Here is a 19661-nt window from a genome sequence, read left to right on the forward strand (position 1 = left end):
GCGGGGTGGGGGTCGAGGGGTCGGGCGCGGTCTGGTCCGTGGTCGGGCTGACCGGGTCCTCGGCCAGCGCCGGGCCCGCCGTGGCGGTGGCGCCGATCAGCGTGGCGGCGAGCAGTGGGAGGAGTCGGACCCTGGTGCGCACGTCGTGTCAGTCCCTCGTGTGGTGGTTCGTGTGGTGACGGTGGAGCTCCGTCGTCGTCACCCCGTCCATCGACCGGCAGCACCCCTGACCTGGAGGGCGTCTCACCCCACGGGGGGATGCGGGTCGTAGCGTCGGACCCCGTGCCCTCCCCCCGTCTGCTCGACGCCCGGCTGCAGGCCCGTGTGCGCCGGCTGCCCACCACCCGCGTGGACGGCTGGCTGCGCCGGTTGTCGGAGTTCGCCGACCACGGGAAGCTGTGGCTGGTCGTCGGTCTGCTGCTGGGCTGGAAGAAGGGCGCACCGCGCCGGGCCGCGGTCCGCGGGCTGGGGTCGATGGCGGTGTCCAGCGCGCTGGTGAACGTCGTCCTCAAGCGGGTGTTCGGGCGGGTGCGGCCCGACCTGGACGCGGTCGCGTCGTCCCGGGCGCTCGACCGCGCACCGCACACGCTGTCCTTCCCGAGCGGGCACTCGGCGTCGGCGGCGGCGTTCGCCACCGGGGTCGCCCTGGAGAGCCCGTGGGCCGGGGCGCTGGTCGCGCCGGTGGCGCTGGGCGTGGGCTACTCCCGGGTGCACGTGGGCGTGCACTACCCGGGTGACGTCGTCGCCGGTCTCGCCGTCGGCGGGGCGATCGCCGCGGCCAGCCAGCACTGGTGGCGGGTCCGCCCGACCGAGCCGGCCCGGGTGCGGACGGCGTTCGACGCTCCCCCGCTGCCCGGCGGCGAGGGCATGGTCATCGCGGTGAACCCGCGCTCCGGGCGGGAGGACTACGACCCGGCCAGTGACATCGCCTCCCTGCTGCCGCGGGCCGTGGTGCGGGACATCACGCCGCAGGAGTCGGTGACCGACGTGCTCCAGCAGGCCGTTCGGGACGGCGCGCGGGCCCTGGGCGTGGCCGGCGGCGACGGCAGCGTCGCCGCGGCCGCTGCGGTCGCCCTCGAGCACCGGCTGCCCCTGGCCGTGCTGCCGGCCGGGACGCTCAACCACTTCGCCCGCGACGTCGGCGTGGCAACCCCCGTCGAGGCGGCGGCCGCCGTCGAGGCCGGCGACGGCGTCCAGGTGGACGTGGCCACCGTGAACGGCACCCCGTTCCTCAACACCGCCAGCATCGGCAGCTACCCGGAGATGGTGCGGCGCCGGGACCGCCTGTCCGGACGGATGGGCAAGTGGCTGGCGATGACCGTGGCCGCCGGTCAGGTGCTGCGCACCGGGCACCCCGTGCGGCTCGTCGTCGACGGCCGGGAGGTGTCGGTGTGGATCCTCTTCGTGGGCAACGGCGTCTACACCCCGCGCGGACTGTCCCCCGCCTGGCGCCCCTCACTGGCCGACGGGCTCCTGGACGTCCAGTACCTGCGGGCCGACCTGCGCTTCGGCCGCAGCCGGGCGGTGTTGGCGACCCTGCTGGGGGCCAGCGAGCACAGCCGGTCCTACGCGCAGTTCCAGGTGCGTGAGCTGCGGGTGCAGTCGCGGTCCGGCCCGCTCACGGTGGCCTACGACGGCGAGACCGGTGCCGCGCAGACCGAGTTCGTCTTCACCAAGCGTCAGCAGCTGACCGTGTACTGCAGTCGCTGACGGGCCCCGTCCACAGCGAGGTTCGTGACGAGGCCCTGACCTGCATAGACTCCCGCGCACTGTCGGTCGGCTCGGGGGCGTGGGATGCGGGTAAGAGGTCTGCGGGTGCTGCTGGTCGCTGTAGTCGGGGCGGTGCTGGTGAGCGGGTGTACCGCGGAGACGCCGGCCAACGACACCCTCCCGACCGCATCGGAGGGGGCGGAGAGCTCCGCGGAGCTGGAGCCGCTGGGGCCGGCTGACCTGCCGATGCCAGTGGAGGCTCGGGAGCGAACGCCCGCGGGAGCCGAGGCCTTCATCCGGTATTACATGGACATCTACAACGACGCCCAAATGGCCCTGAACGCGGATTACATGGAGCAGTTTAGCCAGTCATGTGCCACATGCGACGAGCTAATCTCAAACATTCGAGAAGACGCGTCGGCAGCCTTGTCGTACGAGGGAGGGCAAGTCACTACGGACTTCGTCTCAACGACCGTTGAAGGCGATGTGGCCGAAGGGGCCTTCTCGATACAGCAGGCAGAGCTTCACGTACGCGACTCAAGCGGTACGGAGCGAGCGGACCTCAGCGCACCCGCATCGGAACTATCTTGTGGTGCCATTCTCACCTGGTCAAACTCGACACACTCGTGGGTGTTCGCGCAATGGGACGTCAACTAGCGCCCGCGTTGCTGCTTAGCCTCGCGCTGTGGGGGATGAGTAGCGCGCCAGCGGCTCAGGCGGAGTGCCGATCACTCAATTGCGTCACAACAGAGCTCAGCAACGGTGCGGCGACGGTGGGCGCGGAAGACGTCACCGGACCGAGCGCAGGTGTCTACGTTGCCACTAACGCGGCCCCGCCAGGTCCTCGGCTTTACCAGTGGCGCCTACTCACCCAATGCGCGCTTACAGACGCGAACTCGGGCGCTTGCAACCGAGGAGCCGTTGTTTGCCAGTCGCCGCCCGGCCAAGTCGTGAGTGCCTACGTGATCCAACGACAACGACTCGCTCAAGCGGACGGCACCCCTGTGGGGGGACTGCCCCCAGCTCCCGACGCCCAAGGCGGCACCCCCTATGGGGGCTGGGGCACGGTGGACATCGCCTGCGTCGACGTCACCGCACTCAACCCACCTCCGTCACCCGACGAGGTCTTCCGCTACTTCCAGACCCTGCCGCTCCCCCAGCTGACGACGCGCCAGCAGCCACCCGGCAACGCGCTGGTCGGGCTCCCGGTCGTGTTCTTCACCGACAGCCCGACGCAGCAGACGTTCACCGTCGACATCCGGGGCTTCGCCGTGGTCATCGTGGCGGGCGCGCAGACGTTCACCTGGCACACCGGGGACGGCACCGACCTGACCACCAGCGACCCGGGGGCGCCCCACCCGGCGCAGACGGTCACGCACTCCTACTCGTCGGGCACGTACACGGCGAACCTCACCGTGACCTGGGGCGGCACCTTCAGCGTGGACGGCGGCGCCCAGGTCGCCGTCCCGGGCACGACGACCACCGACGGACCCGATGTGACGTTCGCGGTCCTGGAGGCCGGTGCCGTCCTGACGAACCCGTACGACTGAGCGCGGACGGCCCCGGCGGCACCCTGCTCCCCAGGCGCCGCGGGCCACAGCTCACTACGGTCGCGATCAGGGTTGCCCCGCTGCACGAGGGGGCACAGAACGCGCTGACGTCGTCGAAGGAAGAGGTACCCCCATGTTGGTCCGCCGGATCGCTCGGCCCCTGCTCGCCGCCTCGTTCGTGTACGGGGGCATCAGCACGCTGCGCAACCCGCAGAGCCGGGTCCCCGGAGCCCGCAAGATCGTGGGCCAGATCGCCGACCAGGCCGACAAGCAGCTCCCGATCGAGGTCCCCAAGGACGTCGAGCAGTGGGTGAAGGTCGACGCCGGGATCAAGGTCGGTGCCGGCGCCCTGTTCGCCCTGGGCGTCTTCCCCCGGCTGTCCGCGCTCGCCCTCGCCGGCTCGATCGTGCCCACGACGCTGGCCGGCCACCGCTTCTGGGAGGACAGCGACGACGAGAAGAAGTTCTCCAACCAGGCGCACTTCCTCAAGAACGCCGGCCTGCTGGGCGGGCTGCTGATCGCCGCCGTCGACACCGAGGGCAAGCCCTCCGCGAGCTGGCGGGTCCGTCGCGCCAGCGACAAGGCCATCTCCAAGGCCGAGGCCAAGTTCGAGAAGGCCCAGAAGAAGGCGGAGAAGGCCCAGAAGAAGGCCAGCCGCGGCAAGACCCAGAAGAAGATCGTGAAGCAGGCCAGGAAGGCCAAGAAGTCCGCGGGCCTCTGAGCACCCCGCACCGATCAGCACGGCCATGACACCCGCGGGCGCGCTCCGGAGGATCGCCTTCCTCCTGGAGCGCGCCCGCGAGCCGTCCTACCGGGTGAAGGCGTTCCGCACCGCCGCCACCGTCGTCGACGGTCTGGACGACGCCGAGATCGCCCGCCGGGTGCGGACCAGGACCCTCAAGGACCTCAAGGGCATCGGCGACAAGACGGCTGCCGTCATCGTCGAGGCGCAGGCCGGCGACGTGCCCGCCTACCTCAGCGACCTGGAGGAGCGGCACGCCGTGCAGCCGCTCACCGGCGCCGCCGGCGAGCTGCGGGCCGCGCTCCGGGGCGACCTGCACAGCCACTCGGACTGGTCCGACGGCGGCAGCCCCATCCGCGAGATGGCCGAGGCCGCCCGGGACATCGGGCACGACTACCTGGCGCTGACCGACCACTCCCCCCGGCTCACCGTCGCCAACGGCCTGACCGCGGAGCGGCTCAGCCGCCAGCTGGACGTCGTCGCCGAGCTCAACGAGGAGCTGGCGCCCTTCCGCATCCTCACCGGCATCGAGTGCGACATCCTCAGCGACGGCTCCCTCGACCAGTCCGACGAGCTGCTGGGACGCTTGGACGTCGTCGTGGCCAGCGTGCACTCCGAGCTGCGGGCCACCCGGGCCCAGATGACCGAGCGGATGCTGGCCGCCGTCGCCAACCCGCACACCGACGTCCTCGGGCACTGCACCGGCCGTCTCCTGGTGGAGCGGGAGCAGGCCGGCGGCAAGAAGCAGCGGCCCCGGCCGGAGAGCGACTTCGACGCCGAAGCCGTCTTCACCGCGTGCCTCGAGAACGGCACCGCGGTCGAGATCAACTCACGCCCCGAGCGGCTGGACCCGCCGATGCGGCTGCTGCAGCTCGCCGCCGACATCGGCTGCGACTTCTCCATCGACACCGACGCGCACGCGCCCGGTCAGCTCGACTGGCAGGACGCCGGGTGCGAGCGGGCCGCGCAGGTGGGCATCACGGCGGACCGGGTGGTCAACACCCGGACGGCGGATCAGCTCCCCGGCTGAGACAGGTCGCGGGCGACCGGGCTCCCGGCGTCCTCCGGGCGACGGAACGGCCAGTCGGCCGGCAGGACGAGCCTGGGTGCCACACCCAGCAGCACCGCGAGCAGGAAGCCCACCGCCGCGACGCCTTCCGTCGCCTCCTCGACCAGGGCCGCCGTCGCCACGACGGCGGAGTCGTGACCGAGCGCGCCCTCGACGGCCGCCGACACCGTGGACAGGGCCACCGCGGCGAACGCGTAGAGACCCGCCCAGGCCAGCACCCGTCGCCGGTCACGGCGCTCGTCGCGGCTCAGCCAGTACAACCAGCACAGCCCCAGCACGGCGGCGGTCCCGAAGACGAGCAGGGCGCGAACGGGGTGCGCGTAACCGTCGACTGCCTCCAACGCCGCCTTGTGCAGAGTGCTGCCGGCCTTCACGACGGCGATGAGCGCGGCCATCGCCGCCACCGCCGACCACCAGGTCCGGCGACCGGACAGCCGCACCGCGCCCGCGCCCGCCGCCACGGCGGCCGCCAGGAACACCGCAGCGATCAGCAGCCGAGGGGCCGACCACGGGAGTTCCATCGACAGCGGCCGGGACAACCAGCGGGGTGCTTGGCCGACGCGCAACGCCCAGCCGAGGACCTCCAGGGCCACGACCAGACCGCCCAGCCGCCACGCCCAGCCCGGTACGGGCACGCGGATGCGTGTGGGCCGTGCAGGAGCGAGGGTCACGCCACCATGTGTACCGCCCGGCCGGCCCCACGACCGCCGTCGCCACGCCAGGGGTCACCCGGACGAGCGGCGGACCCCCCGGATCAGGCGTGCGCGCTCCGGGCCCGCAGCCGCCGCAGGTACCAGGCGTTGGCGAGCACCTGGCTGGTGAGCACGTACACGACAGAGCCGACGACCACACCGGCCGCGCCCAGCGTCGGAGCCGCGAACCAGGAGATGGCCACGTTGACCGGGAGGAAGACCACGGAGGTGACCGCCTGGAACCGGAGCCCGGCCGGGTCGCTGAGGAACATGCCGGCCGGGAACTTGAGGCCCTGCAGTGTCATCAGCACGACGAACGCGGCCACCAGACCGCCGCCGACGGTGATCTGCCCACCGGTGGCCACCTCGGACAGCAGGGGCATCGCGACCGCCATCACGAGGCCGGCCGCCAACGCCGCCGCACCGAAGGCCAGGCCCATGCCCCACGGCGAGCTGTCGTCACCTCGGGCTCGCCGCCGCTGGTAGACCGGCCACAGGGTGATCCCGGCCGCGCTGACGACCGCCCAGATGGGGGTGAAGACCTGGGCCGCCAGGTTGTACTCGGCGAGCACGTCGGTGGTGCTGCGGTGGCTCAGCACCAACCGGTCGCTCTGCATGGCCAGGGGCGTGGCGACCATCAGCACCAGCATCGGTCCGGCCACGTCGAAGACACGCGCCCCGCGGACCGTCCGCAGCCGGAACGCCTCGCGCACCGCCTCGCCGACCACCGGCCGGATCAGGCGCGCGGCGTAGACGGTGCAGGCCAGGGCCAGCACCGCCGACGCGATGTAGGCGAGCACCGCGACGTAGGGCCCCGCGGGGAGACCCGACCACACGAGCAGGAGCAGGCCGGCCAGGACGAGCGGGGTCTGCAGGCCGGCGATGAGCACCGCGACGTGGTTGCGTCCCAGCCCGGTGAGCAGCCGTTGCCCGAAACCGATCGGCAGGGTCACCGCGATGAGGACCAGGCAGATGGTGGCCGCCATGGGGCCGGAGCCCTCCAGCAGGCCCGTGCCCATCAGGGCGGGCCAGCCACCCGCCGCCAGGACGACCAGCACGAGGCCCGTCATCACCGCGGCGGAGAGCACGAGGACGCGGATCGTGCTGACGAACACCGCGCGGACGTGCGGGTCCCCAGCCGGGTCCTCGCTCGTGGAGACCGCCCGGACGACGGCGGCGGAGAGCCCCAGGTCGGCGAAGGGCAGCAACGCGGCGATGCCCACCAGCAGGCCGTACTGGGCGAAGGCCGCGGTGCCGTAGGACTCGATGACGATCCTGGTGACGACGATGCCCAGCAGCGCCGACACCGGCAGCACGAGCAGTCGGGCGCCGCCGCTGACCAGCATGGCCCGACGGACCTGACGGCTGTCGTCCGCGCCCTGCGGCGGGGACGGCGCGGCCTCGACCGTCACCGCCGGGCTGCCGCCGCTGCTGGGGTCAGTTCGTGAGGGCTCGGGCGACACGACCCACCGGCTCCTGCGCGTCGATGGCGCTGAGGGCCTTGCGGAGGAGGGTGCTCGAGGTGTGCATCGTGTACGGGAAGTAGTGCACCCGGACCCCGACCGCGTCGAAGTCGCGCTCGAGCTGCTCGCCCTTGGGCGTGCCCCGCCAGTCGTCGCCCTTGAACAGGACGTCGAAGCGCAGTTCCTGCCACGTGTCGACCTTGTCGGGGACGACCTCGGCGTGCACCGCGTCGACGCAGCTCAGAGCCCCGACGATCTCCATGCGCTCGGCCAGCGGGATCACCGGAGCACGCCCCTTGGCGCGGAGGAGCATCTCGTCGCTGACCACGCCGGCGATCAGGTGGTCGCAGTGGTCGGCAGCGTGCCGGAGCACGTTCAGGTGTCCGATGTGGAACAGGTCGTAGGCACCCGGGGCATAGCCGATGACGGTCACGTCAGTCCTCTGGTCGAAGTCGGCACCACGATAACGGGCTCGCGGTGACGGAGAGTGTCCCCGAGTAGGGAGAACACCCGGAAGGGTGAGTCATCCACTCACTGTGGGTCACAAATGCAGCAGCGAGCCCTCGCCGGCCGTCCTCGGCGACGGGAGGCCGGCGCCCAGCACCCGCCTGCCGATCTCCTCGCTCGCCGACACCACCTCGGCGATGACCGTCCGGTACGGCCCCGCGTCCAGTCGGTAGGGGTCGGCGATCTCGTCCGGGCGTGCCGCGTCGACCGCCGCGCGGGCTCCGCGCAGCCTCGGGGCACGGGCCACCAGGACGCCGAGACGGTCGACCGGGTCGGTGGGCAGTGCCCCGTCGGCGTCGACGAGGGCGGCGAGGTCGGCGAACTCGGTCAGGGTGAAGGTCCGCCGCACCGCTGCCGGCGCGAGCGTCACGGCTGCGGTGCGGTGCTGCCGCGTCATGGTCAGCACCAGCCGCGCAGAGGTCATGAGGGCGGGGGTCAGCTGCTGGGCGCGGAAGTCCGTCAGCAACCCCGGCAGCAGGGTCTGCGTCCTCTCGTCCGCGGGCGTGCCCGCGCGGGCGGCGAGTCCGGCGCTGGCGATCCGCAGCCCCGTGCCCTCCAGCCGGGCCGCCAGCACCGCCTCGGCGGCGGGTGAGCGGCACACGTTGGCCGTGCAGAGCACCAGGACGTCCAGCCCCCCGGGCCCGTCGTCCGGCAGCCGGCTCATCGGCCCGTCCCCCGGCGGCCGGTGCCCCGGCTGGTCCGCGGACGGGAAGCCCCGTAGCGGCGGTCGAGGCCGGTGCGCCGCTCCACCTCGGTGGGTGGGGCCGGGTCGCCGACGCGGGACGTGGACACCCCGGGCACCAGGGTCAGCGGGAGCAGCTGGCCGTTGGTGGTGCCGCGGTGGTCCTCCGACCGCAGGACCGGCAGGGACGCCGCCTCGGGCTCCGGGGTCGGCTCGAGGGTCGGGTCCGGCTCGGGAGCCGGCTCAGGGGTCCGCTCGGCGGTCGGCTCCGTGGCCGCGGGGGTGCTTCCCTCCGCGGTACCGGTGTCCGCGGGGCGCACGGCGTCGGGCTCGGGGACGGACTGACCCCCGGGGCCCGGGCCGGCCAGGGTGGTCCTCGCCTCCGGCGCGACGGCGGACTGGTAGGAGTAGGCGTCGGTGTCGCGGTGGACCCGGTTGAGCGCCACCCCCAGCGTGCGGGCCCCCACCTGCTCGAGCGACGTCAGCGCCTCGTGCAGCTGGGGACGACGGAGCTTCACGGCGCTCGCCACCACCAGCACCCCGTCCACGAGCTTGCTCAGGATCGCGGCGTCGGCGACGGGGAGCACGGGCGGGCTGTCGAGGACGACGTAGGAGTAGCGGCGGCGGGCCTGCTCGAGCAGCTGGCGCATGGCCGGCGCCGCCAGCAGCTCACCGGGGTTGGGCGGTACCGCCCCGGAGGGGAGGACGTGCAGGCCGGACCGGCCCCAGTCCTGGACGACGTCGTCCAGCCCGACCCGTCCCACCAGGACGGTGCTCAGACCCACGCCGCCCTCGATCCCCAGGACCGTCGACTGGGACGGCCGCCGGAGGTCGGCGTCGATCAGCAGGACGTCGCCCTCGGTCTCGGCCAGCGCGGCGGCCAGGTTGGCGGCGACGGTCGACTTCCCCTCCCCGGGCAGCGCCGAGGTGACGAGGACGACCTGCATCCCCCGCCGCTGGCCGTCGTCGCTGGGGATGTCGAGGAACTGCAGGTTGGTGCGCAGCTGGCGGAAGAACTCGCTGCGGGGCTCGTGCGGCGCGGACTCCACGACCACACGGGGGCCACCGGACTCGCCCTCGGCCAGCGTGCCGACGACCGGGAGGGGGGTCACCGAGGCGACCACCTCGGCATCGCGCACCCGGTTGTCCAGCACGTCACGGGCGAAGGCGGCGCCCAGCCCCAGGAGCAGGCCGGCGACCAGACCCACCAGGAGGTCCACCCGGAGGTCGGGCGACACCGGGTCGACCTCGAGCGCGGCCGGTGCCACGACCTCGGCCTGGACGGTCGTGTCCCCGTCCGCGTTGCGGGGGGCCAGCCGCTCGACGGCGTCCCCCAGCGCCCGGGCGACGGCGTCGGTGGTCTCCCGGGCCTCGGCAGCGGTCGGCGCCAGGACGGCGACGTCGACCAGCACCGTGTCCACCGGGGCGTCCGCGGTGACCTGCTCGGCCAGCTCGGCGGGCGTCACGCCGAGTCCGAGGTCGTCGATCACCGGCTGCAGGACCACGGGGGTGGTGGCGAGCGCGGCGAAGGAGGCGACCTGTCCCTGGGCGTACGTCGAGCCCTGGACCAGGTCGCTGGCCGTCGAGCCGCTCTGCAGGGAGAAGTAGACGCTGGCGCTGGAGCGGTAGGTGGGCGGTGTCAGCAGCGAGGCGACGACGGACAGGCCGATCGCCACCAGCGCGGGCAGGACGAACCACCACACCCGCCGCCGGAGGACGCGTCCCGCTGCCCTGACACTCACCGTCGAGCCTCCTCCGTCGCCTCACCCAGGGCATCCGTGCCGATGGGAGTCGAGGACAGCGTGTCGCACCGGGGCCCCGAGTGGCGCGCTCAGGCCCCGGTCGTGCCCCGTTCGGGGGATGCACCACCCGAACGGCGACCACCGTCCGTCCCCGGAGGGGAAGCTGTCACCATGACGGTACCGGGACCGGGGGGAGGGCCCAGGATGAGCACGGGCCGCTACGTCCTCCTGCTGTGCCAGCGCCTCCCGCTGATCGCCGCCGTCACGGTGCTCGTCGCGCTCGCCACCCTCGGGCTGACCTCCGGTCGGGCACCGGTGTACACCTCGAGCGTCACCTACCTGGTCGGGCCGGCCGACGTCCCGCCGGACTCCTCCCTGGGCGAGGTCGGTCAGCTCGCCCGGTCCACCCTGCCCTCGATCGTCCGGCTCGCGACGTCGCCGATGGTGGTCGCCGAGGCCGAGGACCGTCTCGGGCTCCCGGCCGGCGCCCTCTCCGACCTGGTCACGGCCGTGGTCCCCGACCGGGACCTCTCGCTCCTGGTGGTGTCCGCATCGGGACCGTCACCGGACGCCGCCGCCGAGCGGGCGGGAGCCGTCTCCCAGGCCGTCCAGGACGCCGTGCGGGACGTCACCGGGGACAGCGGGGCCACGCTGTCCGTCGTCGAGCCGGCCCGCGAGCCACGCTTCCCCTCCTCCACCGGCGCGCGACGCACGGCGCTGGAGACCGGGCTGCTGGCCGGCGCGGCCACGGCCGTGCTGCTCGGCCTGGTGGAGGCAGCGCGCCCGCGGGTGCGGTCGCGTCAGGACCTGCTCCGTCACGGGCTCCCGGTCGTGCGGCACGGGGGTGGCCGGGCCACCGGGCCGACCGACCTCGCCGAGCGGCTGAGCTGGTACCTCGAACCGGCCGACGCACGGCGCGTCGCGGAGGAGACGGCCACCCGGCCCCGTCGCGGACGGTCGCCCCAGCGGGTCACCACCGCCGCCGGGGACGTGCTCGTCGTCCGGACCGGCCACACCGTCGCCGCCGACGTGCACCGAGGAGCGCCACCGGTCGTCGTCGTGCTCCGCACCGGACGGCTGTCCCGGCTGGTCGACCACTGGGCCGATCGCGTCCGGCACGTCATGGGTGACGGCACCGGCGACCGCCGACGACCGACGGCCGCCGCCGTGGTCCCGGGACTGGCCCTCGCCGTCGCCGGACTGGACCCCAGGCTGCCGGGCAACCTGCACGCGGCCGCGCTGATCGCCCTGGCCACGGCGCCCGTCTGGGTGGGGCACCTCCCCCGCTACCGCGGCGCCCGCGCCGTGCTCGCGCTCGGCGGACTCGCGCTGCTGAGCGGCGCGGCGCTGTCGATGGCCTCCGCCGCCGACCACGAGGTGTCCACGTCCCAGCTCACGGCGCAGACCATGTTCGTCCTGGGGGGTCTGGGCACCGTCGCGCTGGTCTGCTGGGCCCGCGACGTGATGCCGTCCTGGGCGATCCCGCTGGTCTTCGGGCTCGGCATGCTCGCCGGCGCGGCCCCGGAGTGGGGCGCGTCGGTCAACCCGGTGAAGTTCCTCCTGGTCTTCCCGCTGTCCGTCGTGGTCCTGGCCCTGTGCGACGTCCGGGGGAACCGCTGGACCGCCGTGGGCGCCTGTGTGGCCCTGGGCGCCCTGTGCGCCGTCAACGACGGGCGGAGCTCGATGGCGTTCCTGCTGGCCACGGCGGCGGTCGTGATGTGGCAGCAGCACCGCTCGGGACGTCGTCCGCTGGACCGGACCGGGACCGCGGTCGCCATCGGAGCTGCCGGGGCGGCCGGGTACTTCCTGCTGACGGAACTGCTGGTGTCCGGCGCCCTCGGCGAGACCGTGGCCGAACGCTCCCGCCAGCAGGTCGACCAGAGCGGGTCCCTGCTGCTGGGCGGCCGCCCCGAGCTGACCGGCACCCTGCAGCTGATGGCCGACCGGCCGGCGGGCTTCGGCCTCGGCGTCGTCCCCAGCGGGGGCGACGTGTCCTCCATCAAGCAGGGCTTCGCGGCCCTGCGCATCCCCACCGCGGACGGCTACATCGAGCACTACCTCACCAACGGCGGTTTCGAGCTGCACTCGGTCGTCGCCGACCTGTGGGTCTGGCTGGGCGTCCCGGGCCTGCTGCTCGGGGTCCTCATGGGGGTCCTGGTCGTCCGCGGGCTCGTCGACGGGCTCGCCACCGCACGGATGCCGTCCGTCGTGGTGCTGCTCGCCCTCTACGGGCTGTGGTTCCTGGCCTTCGGCCCGGTGCCCAGCAACATGCAGGAGGTCGCCCTCGCCGTCGGGCTGTGCCTGCTGCCCGCCCGCTCCCGGGCGACGGACCCGGACGACCGCCCGTCCGTGCCGGGCGTGGCTCAGGCGGGGCGCACGCCGTCCTCCAGCACGAGCTCGGCGACCCTCCGCCGGTAGACGTCCGGAGAGTGGCGTCCCGCCGCCCGCACCGCGTCCCGACCGGCGGCCTCCCTGACCTGCGGCCAGTCCCCCACCAGGCCCTCCACCGCCGCCGTCCACGCCTCGACGTCCCCGGGCGGGACGAAGCGGGCGCTCTCGTACCCGGCCGCCGCCTCCCGGAGCCCGCTCGTGTCGCTCACCACGAGGGGCCGGGCGGCGAGCAGGGCCTCCACCGCGGTGTTGCCGAACGGCTCGTCCAGCTGTGAGGGCACGAGGACCACGTCGGCCGCGGCCAGCCCGGGCCAGACGTCGGGTCGGAAACCGGCGAACCACACCCGGTCGGCGAGACCCAGCTCGGCGATCTGCTCGCGCAGCTCCTGCTCGTACCACTCGTAGCCCGGGAAGACCGAGCCCCACAGCTCCAGCCTCGCGTCGTGCCCCCGACCGACCAGGGCCCCCAGGACGGCGACCGCCACGTGCGGGCCCTTGCGGGGGCTGAGCCGGCCGACGAAGACGAGCACCGGCCCGTCCGACAGCCCCTCCCGTGGGGGGACGCCCTCCGCGGGGCCGGGGACGGCGTTCGGGACCAGGACCACCCGGCCGGCCAGGCCCGGAGCGGCCTCCAGCAGCACCGACCGGCTGAACTCGCTGTTGATCAGCACCCGGTGGGCGAGGCGCACCGGCGCCGCCAGCGCCTGCTGCTGCCACCGCGGGGCGGCGCTCTCCGCCTCGTGCACGTGGGTGGTGACCCGCCGTCCCAGCAGCCGGGCCACGACGGGCCACGTCGGGACCGTCACCGTGTTCACGTAGACCCCGTCCCGCCCGGACCGCCACACCGTCCGGGCAGCCCCCGGCAGCGAGACCAGGGCCGACCAGACCAGCCGAGCGAGGCCGGCCGGCCGCAGCGCGTCCTTGCGCAGGACGGGCATCGACCGCACCGTCACCGCGATGTCCCGGCCCCGGAGCTCCCGGGCCAGCGGCCCGTCCTCGGGCAGGGCCACCAGGACGTCGGCCCGCGCGGCCAGCCCCACGGCGGACTCGAGCAGCACCCGGTCGGAGCCGTACAGCTCACTGGAGGGGTGGACCACCAGGACCCGGGGCCGTCCCCTCCGGGACGACCCCTCCCCGCCGGGGACCGTCCCGGACCCTGACGTCTGCCGCTGATCCCGCACGGTGGGGCTCCTCCTCCCCCGACGCACGTCGTCGGGGGGCCCAGTGTGGTCGACGCGGGCCCCCGGGAACGCGGAGACCCACCTCGCCGCGGTGCGGCGAGGTGGGTCTGCGTCCACGGGGTCAGGCCCGGGGTGTCAGCCCTGCGGCGTCCGCCCTGCGGCACCCACCCACAGGTCGTCCACCCGGACCGTCGACTCGGCGGTCGCCGTGCCCGAGACGTAGGACTGCACCATGATCGCCCCGGCGCGCTGCAGCGCGGCGGTGCTGTCCGACGCCTGCACGCTCCAGGCGGTCGGCTCGGCAGCGCCGGCCACCCAGGCCTTGGCCCGCAGGGTGGTCGTGCCGGTCCCGCTCGTCTCGAAGCGCACCGTGATCGCCCCGGCCGAGCTGACGGACGTCGGCAGGGTCACCGTGCCCAGCGTCGTCTCCGCGTTGGAGACGGTGCGGGACAGGATGAGCTGCACCGTGCCGTCGGCCCGGTACCAGACCTTCACCCGGTAGTCGCTGTTGCCCTGACGCTGGGTGGCGAGGCTGACGTAGTTCCCGCCGCCCGTCAGGTTCGTGGGCCGGGCGAGGGTCACCTGCAGCGCCACGTCCGTGGACGCCACCGAGGACAGCGTGGCCAGCGAGGAACGACCCGCCGTGTTGGCGAGCACGCCGGCGCCGTTGCTGACGCTGGTCGTCCCGGACGTCGTCCAGGCACCACCGACGTCCGCCCGGCCCCAACCGCTGGTGACGGTCCGGCCGAAGGCGTCGGACGCCAGGGCCGGTGCGGCGACGACCACCTGGGCCGACGTCGACGCCGAGCCCCCGCGGTCGTCGGTCACCGTGAGGGTCACCGTGTAGGTGCCCGGCGCGGCGTACGTGGTGGAGGCCTGCGCGGTGGACGCCGTGACCCCGTTGCCGAAGTCCCAGGCCCAGCCGACGACCCGGCCGTCGGTGTCCCGCGAACCGGCACCGTCGACGGTGACCGTGCGTGCCGCCACCGAGGAGGTGAAGGCCGCTGTCGGCGCGACGTTGGGGGGCAGGGTGGTCGTGACCGAGGTCGTCGACGTCGCCGTGGCGCCCCGGTCGTCGGTCACGGTCAGGGTGACCACGAAGGTGCCCGCCGTGGCGTACGCGTGGCTGACCGTGGAGCCGGAACCGCGGGTCCCGTCACCGAAGTCCCAGGCCCAGGTGCTGATGGTCCCGTCGCTGTCGGTGGAGGTGCGGCCGTCGAGCGCCGCGGTCAGGTCCGTGACGGAGGCCGTCAACGCGGCGGTGGGCACCGCGTTGGGCGGCGGGGTCACCGTGACGGTCACGGACTGGGTGGTCGTGACGGTCGCGCCGCGGTCGTCGGTGACCGTCAGCCGGACGGCGAACGTCCCGGCCGCCGCGTAGGTGTGCGTGGCCTGGGCGCCGGTGGCGGTGCCGCCGTCCCCGAAGTCCCACGCCCACGAGCGGACCTGCCCGTCGCTGTCGGTCGAGGTGCGCCCGTCCACGCCCACCACCAGGTCGGTGGCGGAGGTGGTGAAGGCCGCGACCGGCGGCTGGTTCGGCGCCGTCACCGTGACCTCGCGGGTCACCGTGGTGGAGTCGCCGTCGTCGTCGGTGACGGTCAGCGTGACGGTCCGGGGACCGGCCGAGCCGTAGACGTGCGTCGCCGTGCGCCCGGTGGCGGTGGACCCGTCCCCGAACTGCCAGGCGTAGCCGGTGACCGTCCCGTCGGCGTCGCTGCTGGCGGCAGCGTCCACCGAGACACGCAGGTCGTCGACGACCGAGGTGAAGGCGGCGGTCGGCGCCTGGTTGGGCGGCGGAGCCGTGACCGTGACCGTCATCGTCGTGCGGCCGGTCTGGCCGGCCGAGTCCGTGACGGTGAGCGTGACGTCGTGGGTGCCGGTCGCGGCGTAGGTGTGCGAGACCGTCGAGCCGGTGCCGGTCGAGCCGTCCCCGAAGTCCCACGCCCAGGTGCGGACCGCACCCTCGGCGTCGGCCGACGTCTGGCCGTCGAAGGCGACCGTCAGGCCGGTGGCCGTCGAGGTGAAGGCCGCGGTGGGAGCGGTGTCCAGGGGGCCGGTGGCCGCCGTGTAGTGGCCGGTGACCTCCTGGGCGTCCAGGGCGCGGTCGAAGACCGCCACCTCGTCGATCGTGGCCGCCGCGTAGCCCGCGCCGGACCACGGCGTGTCGCCACCGACCCGCCAGTACCCGTCGTAGTCCTGGGCACCGGCCTTCGGGTTGGCGCCCATCTGCTGGCCGTCGACGTAGAGGCGCATGCCGTCGGCCCCGAGGGTCGACACGACGTGGTGCCAGCGCCCGTCGTTGTAGGGCAGGGCGGTCTGCACCAGGTTGGAGACCCCGGTGAACGTCCCGAAGGTGAGACGCCCGTCGGGCTCCAGGTAGACGTGCCGGTCGTAGTTGTTGCTGTAACCGGTCTGCCGGTCGCCGAAGCCGATGAGCTTCCCACCCGCAGTCGTCGTGGTGTTGAACCAGAACTCCTGCGAGAACGTGCCGGGGTTGCTGACCCGACGGCTGGCGTACAGGCCGTCGTCCACGCCGTCGAAGCCCACGGCGCGGTTGTCGGCCACGCCGGCCAGCTGCGGGCCGGCGACCCCCGTCGACGGCGAACCGGTGTAGACGCCGGCACCGCCCGTCGGGGCCGCCGAGGCGGCGGTCGACCCGCTGGTGTCACCCATCCGCCAGTACGCGGAGGGGTTGGAGTCGTAGACGGCCGCGCCGTAGGCATCGGCCGGCCGGGTCGGCAGCGTCCCGCCGGCGGCGGTGTAGTGCGCCGCCACCTGGGCCTGGGTCAGCTGGGTCGGGTAGACCGCGGCCTCGTCCAGACGTCCGGTGAGGGAGCTCGTCCGCGCGCCGCCCCACATGCTGTCGGCACCCACCCGCCAGTACCCGTCGTAGGGCTGGACGGACGTGTTCGGGTTGGTCCCCATGCTGATGCCGTCGACGTACATGGTCATGCCGGCCGGGCCCATGGTGGCCACGACGTGGTGCCAGGCACCGTCGTTGTAGGCCACGGGGGACTCGATGACCTGCTCCTGACCGGTCCAGACCCCGAAGCGGAGCCGGCCGTCGGCGAACATGTAGACCATGCGGTCGTAGGAGCTGCTGTAGCCCTCGGCGTTGCTGCCGAAGCCGATGAGCCGGCCGCCGTCGGTGGACGTCGTGTTGAACCACGTCTCGACGGAGAAGGTCGTCGGGTTGCTCACGCGCTGGGAGCCGCTGACGAACCCGCCGCTGCCGTCCAGCGCCACGCCACGGGGGTCGACCACGCCGGGCATCGGGGCACCCGGCGCCTGGCGGGCGACCGAACCCTGCACGGAGCCGGTGTAGCCACCGTCGGCGCTGTTGGCCACCGTGTTCGAGCCGGCAGCGTCCTGGAAGCGCCAGGCGAAGGAGGGTGCGTCCGCGTACACCGCGGCGCCGTAGGCGTCGGTCGGCCGAGCGGGGGTGTCGACGACGCGGCCGGTGGCCGTGTAGTGCGCACGGATCCGCTCGACGCTCAGCGCGGTCGGGTAGACCGCGGCCTGCGAGAGCTGACCGGTGAACTCCTCGGTGGACCGGTCACCGGCCCACCCGCCCAGGCTGCCGCCGCCGAACTGCCACCAGCCGGCGTAGGGCTGGCCCGCGGTGACCGAGGGGTTGGTGCCGACGCGGAGGCCGTCCACGAAGAGCGTCTGTCCGGCCGGGCTCAGCTGGGCCACGACGTGGTGCCAGGTGCCGTCGTTGAGGCCGGCACGGGAGGTGATGGTCTCGGTCGCCCCGGTGTAGACGCCGAAGGTGAGCCGGCCGCCCTTGTCCAGGAAGAGCATGCGGTCGTAGCCGGAGTTGTTCCCGACAGGGCTGTTGCCGTAGCCGGCGACCCGGCCGCCCGTCGTCGAGGTGGTGGAGAACCACAGCTCGAGGCTGAACGTGTCCGGAGCGGCGACCGCGACGTCGGTCGCGGAGACCGTGCCCCGACCGGCCTTGGTGCCGTCGGCGCGCAGCGAGGTGCCGGTGCCCAGCGGCGACCCGTCGGCCGGGGTCATCCCGGAGCCCACGGTGACGTCGGCCAGACCGACCTGGTCCGGGCTGGCGGTGCCCGTCAGACCGGCCAGCGGCCAGGAGGCCGTGGGGCTGTCGGCCAGCACGGTGGCGGCGTAGGGGGTGAGGACCGCGTCCGAGGCGACGGCGCTGGCCGTCGACCAGGTGGCGATGTTGCCGTCGTCGTCCACGGCGGTGACGCGGTAGGAGTACCGGGTCCCGGGGGTCACGTTGCGGTCGATGAAGCCGAGGGCGGGACGCTTCCACCAGGCGGACTCGACGGTGGTCTCGTACACCGGGACCGTGGGACGGTCGCCCCGGGTCACGCGGTAGGTGAGCAGACCGTCGTCGGGGTCGAACGTGGACTTCCACTGGACCCGGACGGCGCCGCGGGTGACGGAGGTGACGGTCGGGGTCAGCGCCTCGTTGACGTTCGGGCCGATCTTGCGCGGTGCGACCGCGGGGACGGCGAAGCGCACCAGACCCTGCTGGGGCACGTTGGACACGCGGGGGAACTCACCGCCGTAGAGGACGTAGTCGCCGCTGGCGGCCACGCTCCACCCGGCCTGGTAGGCGCCGGAGACGGTCCCGACCGAGAAGACGGGGCGCCAGTTGAGGACCTGGGGGGACGGCTGCCCGTTGAAGTCCCAGCCGACGTTGGTGCCCGTGGCGGTGGTCGTCGTCGCGAGGGAGTACTGGTGGAAGCGCGGCTCCTGCTCGGGGAAGTCGCCGATGGCCTCGCACACGTGGGGGTGGCCCGCGCTGTAGAGCACGCCGTTGTGCGGGGCGGCGCTGTAGGTGTCGCCGTGGCAGCCGTTCATCCAGACCACGCGGCCGCCGTCGACGGTGGCCGCGAAGGAGGCCTCCAGGTTGCCGGGGCCGTAGTAGTCGTAGGCGGTCCCGAAGACGGACGTGCCGTCGGTGGACAGGCTGTAGACCGCCGAGTTGGCGCCCTCGTTGGTGATCGTCTGGCCCATGGCGAAGGGCAGGCTCGCACCCGTCGTGCCGTCGACCGCGGCGACGCCGCGGGAGACGTTGCCGTTCATGGAGTAGAAGTGACCGCCGAGGACGACCTGGCTGCCGCCTCCGGTCAGGACCATGGCGCGGACCGCGTTGCTGGTCCGGCCACCGGAGTCCGGGGCACCCACGCCGGGCACGGGGGCCCAGGGCAGCAGGGCGCCGGTGGTCGTCACCGCGGCGAGCCGCGTGCGGCTGGTGTTGCCGACCGCGGTCAGGTTGCCGCCGATGAACACCTTGTCGTTCGTCGCCGCGATCGCCTGCACCTGGCCGGTGACGACGGGGGCGAAGGTGCTGACCAGCGCGCCGGTGGCGGTGTCGAAGGCCGCGATGCGGCTGCGGGCGACACCCCCGACGTTCCGGAAGTCACCGCCGACGTAGACCCGGCGGCCGTCCGGGCTGACGCTGAGCGTCAGCCCCTGGCCGTCGAGGTTGGGGTTGAAGGAGTTGACCAGCACCCCGGTGCGGATGTCGTACGCCAGCATGTTGTTGCGCGACACCTCCTGGGTGCCCGGCGCCGCGCCGGCCGGACGGGCGGTGGTGAACCGGCCCGCCACGTAGACCGTGTTGCCGGCGACCGCCTGCGCGTACACGATGCCGTTGATCTGCACCGTGGGCAGCGGGTCGGCCGTGACCGTGGAGGGCCGCGGGGCGGCCGCGACGACGGGGTCGGCGGCCTGCGCCGTGCCCACGAGGGCGGTGCCGAGGACGCCGGCGGACAACAGCAGCGCCAGCGCTCCGGCGAGCAGCGCGCGTACCGGCGCCAGGGGTCGAGCAGTCATGAGGGCCTTCTCGTTCTGCACAGGTCGGCTCGCTCTGCAGCGCCGACGTTCGGTGAGTACTGTCCGTGACTGCCGATGGGATGACCAGAGTGGTGCGGGTCATCTATCGGGTGAATCC

13 protein-coding genes are annotated in these 19661 nt (G+C 73.6%); 6 read left to right on the forward strand and 7 right to left on the reverse strand.

The window, feature by feature from the left end; all coding sequences use genetic code 11:
* The first annotated feature begins 282 nt into the window (after nucleotides 1-282).
* The 5 genes from AC0IVP_RS18130 (at nucleotide 283) to AC0IVP_RS18150 (ending at nucleotide 5032) form a co-directional block, all read left to right on the forward strand.
* Nucleotides 283-1710, forward strand: coding sequence for a bifunctional phosphatase PAP2/diacylglycerol kinase family protein (locus tag AC0IVP_RS18130; protein WP_162245553.1), 1428 nt, complete (start codon nucleotides 283-285; stop codon nucleotides 1708-1710).
* 105 nt (nucleotides 1711-1815) lie between these two features.
* Nucleotides 1816-2367 carry a hypothetical protein gene (locus AC0IVP_RS18135; RefSeq protein WP_471758352.1) on the forward strand — a complete coding sequence of 184 codons (552 nt, stop codon included), beginning with the start codon at nucleotides 1816-1818 and terminating at the stop codon, nucleotides 2365-2367.
* Between the two features lie 410 nt (nucleotides 2368-2777).
* Nucleotides 2778-3260, forward strand: a complete 483-nt coding sequence (locus AC0IVP_RS18140; RefSeq protein WP_471758354.1) for a hypothetical protein — start codon at nucleotides 2778-2780, stop codon at nucleotides 3258-3260.
* 133 nt (nucleotides 3261-3393) lie between these two features.
* Nucleotides 3394-3981, forward strand: coding sequence for a DoxX family protein (locus tag AC0IVP_RS18145; RefSeq protein WP_056294180.1), 588 nt, complete (start codon nucleotides 3394-3396; stop codon nucleotides 3979-3981).
* Between the two features lie 25 nt (nucleotides 3982-4006).
* Nucleotides 4007-5032, forward strand: a complete 1026-nt coding sequence (locus AC0IVP_RS18150) for a PHP domain-containing protein (protein ID WP_471758356.1) — start codon at nucleotides 4007-4009, stop codon at nucleotides 5030-5032.
* On the opposite strand, the gene AC0IVP_RS18155 is transcribed toward AC0IVP_RS18150, so the two are convergent.
* The 5 genes from AC0IVP_RS18155 to AC0IVP_RS18175 all read right to left on the reverse strand — a co-directional run bounded on the left by AC0IVP_RS18155 (nucleotide 5017) and on the right by AC0IVP_RS18175 (nucleotide 10157).
* Nucleotides 5017-5706, reverse strand: a complete 690-nt coding sequence (locus AC0IVP_RS18155) for a hypothetical protein (protein WP_471758358.1) — start codon at nucleotides 5704-5706, stop codon at nucleotides 5017-5019. The genes AC0IVP_RS18150 and AC0IVP_RS18155 overlap by 16 nt on opposite strands.
* A 119-nt stretch (nucleotides 5707-5825) precedes the next feature.
* Nucleotides 5826-7226 carry an MATE family efflux transporter gene (locus tag AC0IVP_RS18160; protein WP_471758360.1) on the reverse strand — a complete coding sequence of 467 codons (1401 nt, stop codon included), beginning with the start codon at nucleotides 7224-7226 and terminating at the stop codon, nucleotides 5826-5828.
* A complete protein-coding gene (locus AC0IVP_RS18165; protein ID WP_471758362.1) occupies nucleotides 7201-7659 on the reverse strand; it encodes an FAD synthase family protein in 459 nt (152 codons plus the stop codon). The genes AC0IVP_RS18160 and AC0IVP_RS18165 overlap by 26 nt, the downstream gene beginning before the upstream one ends.
* A gap of 108 nt (nucleotides 7660-7767) precedes the next feature.
* A complete protein-coding gene (locus tag AC0IVP_RS18170; protein ID WP_471758364.1) occupies nucleotides 7768-8397 on the reverse strand; it encodes an arsenate reductase/protein-tyrosine-phosphatase family protein in 630 nt (209 codons plus the stop codon).
* Entirely contained in the window at nucleotides 8394-10157 is a 1764-nt protein-coding gene (locus AC0IVP_RS18175; RefSeq protein WP_471758366.1) for a tyrosine-protein kinase domain-containing protein, read from the reverse strand. Before AC0IVP_RS18175 ends, AC0IVP_RS18170 begins: the two co-directional genes overlap by 4 nt.
* 204 nt (nucleotides 10158-10361) lie before the next feature.
* On the opposite strand from AC0IVP_RS18175, the gene AC0IVP_RS18180 reads away from it, so the two are divergent.
* Nucleotides 10362-12575: a YveK family protein gene (locus AC0IVP_RS18180; RefSeq protein ID WP_471758368.1), complete on the forward strand. Its 2214-nt coding sequence runs from the start codon at nucleotides 10362-10364 to the stop codon at nucleotides 12573-12575.
* Here the strand turns inward: AC0IVP_RS18180 and AC0IVP_RS18185 are convergent.
* Nucleotides 12521-13645, reverse strand: coding sequence for a glycosyltransferase family 4 protein (locus AC0IVP_RS18185; RefSeq protein WP_471758370.1), 1125 nt, complete (start codon nucleotides 13643-13645; stop codon nucleotides 12521-12523). The genes AC0IVP_RS18180 and AC0IVP_RS18185 overlap by 55 nt on opposite strands.
* 219 nt (nucleotides 13646-13864) lie before the next feature.
* Complete coding sequence (locus AC0IVP_RS18190) at nucleotides 13865-19543, reverse strand: PKD domain-containing protein (RefSeq protein ID WP_471758372.1); 5679 nt, start codon at nucleotides 19541-19543, stop codon at nucleotides 13865-13867.
* Nucleotides 19544-19661 lie beyond the last annotated feature (118 nt).

The organism is Klenkia sp. AC732 (assembly GCF_979256525.1).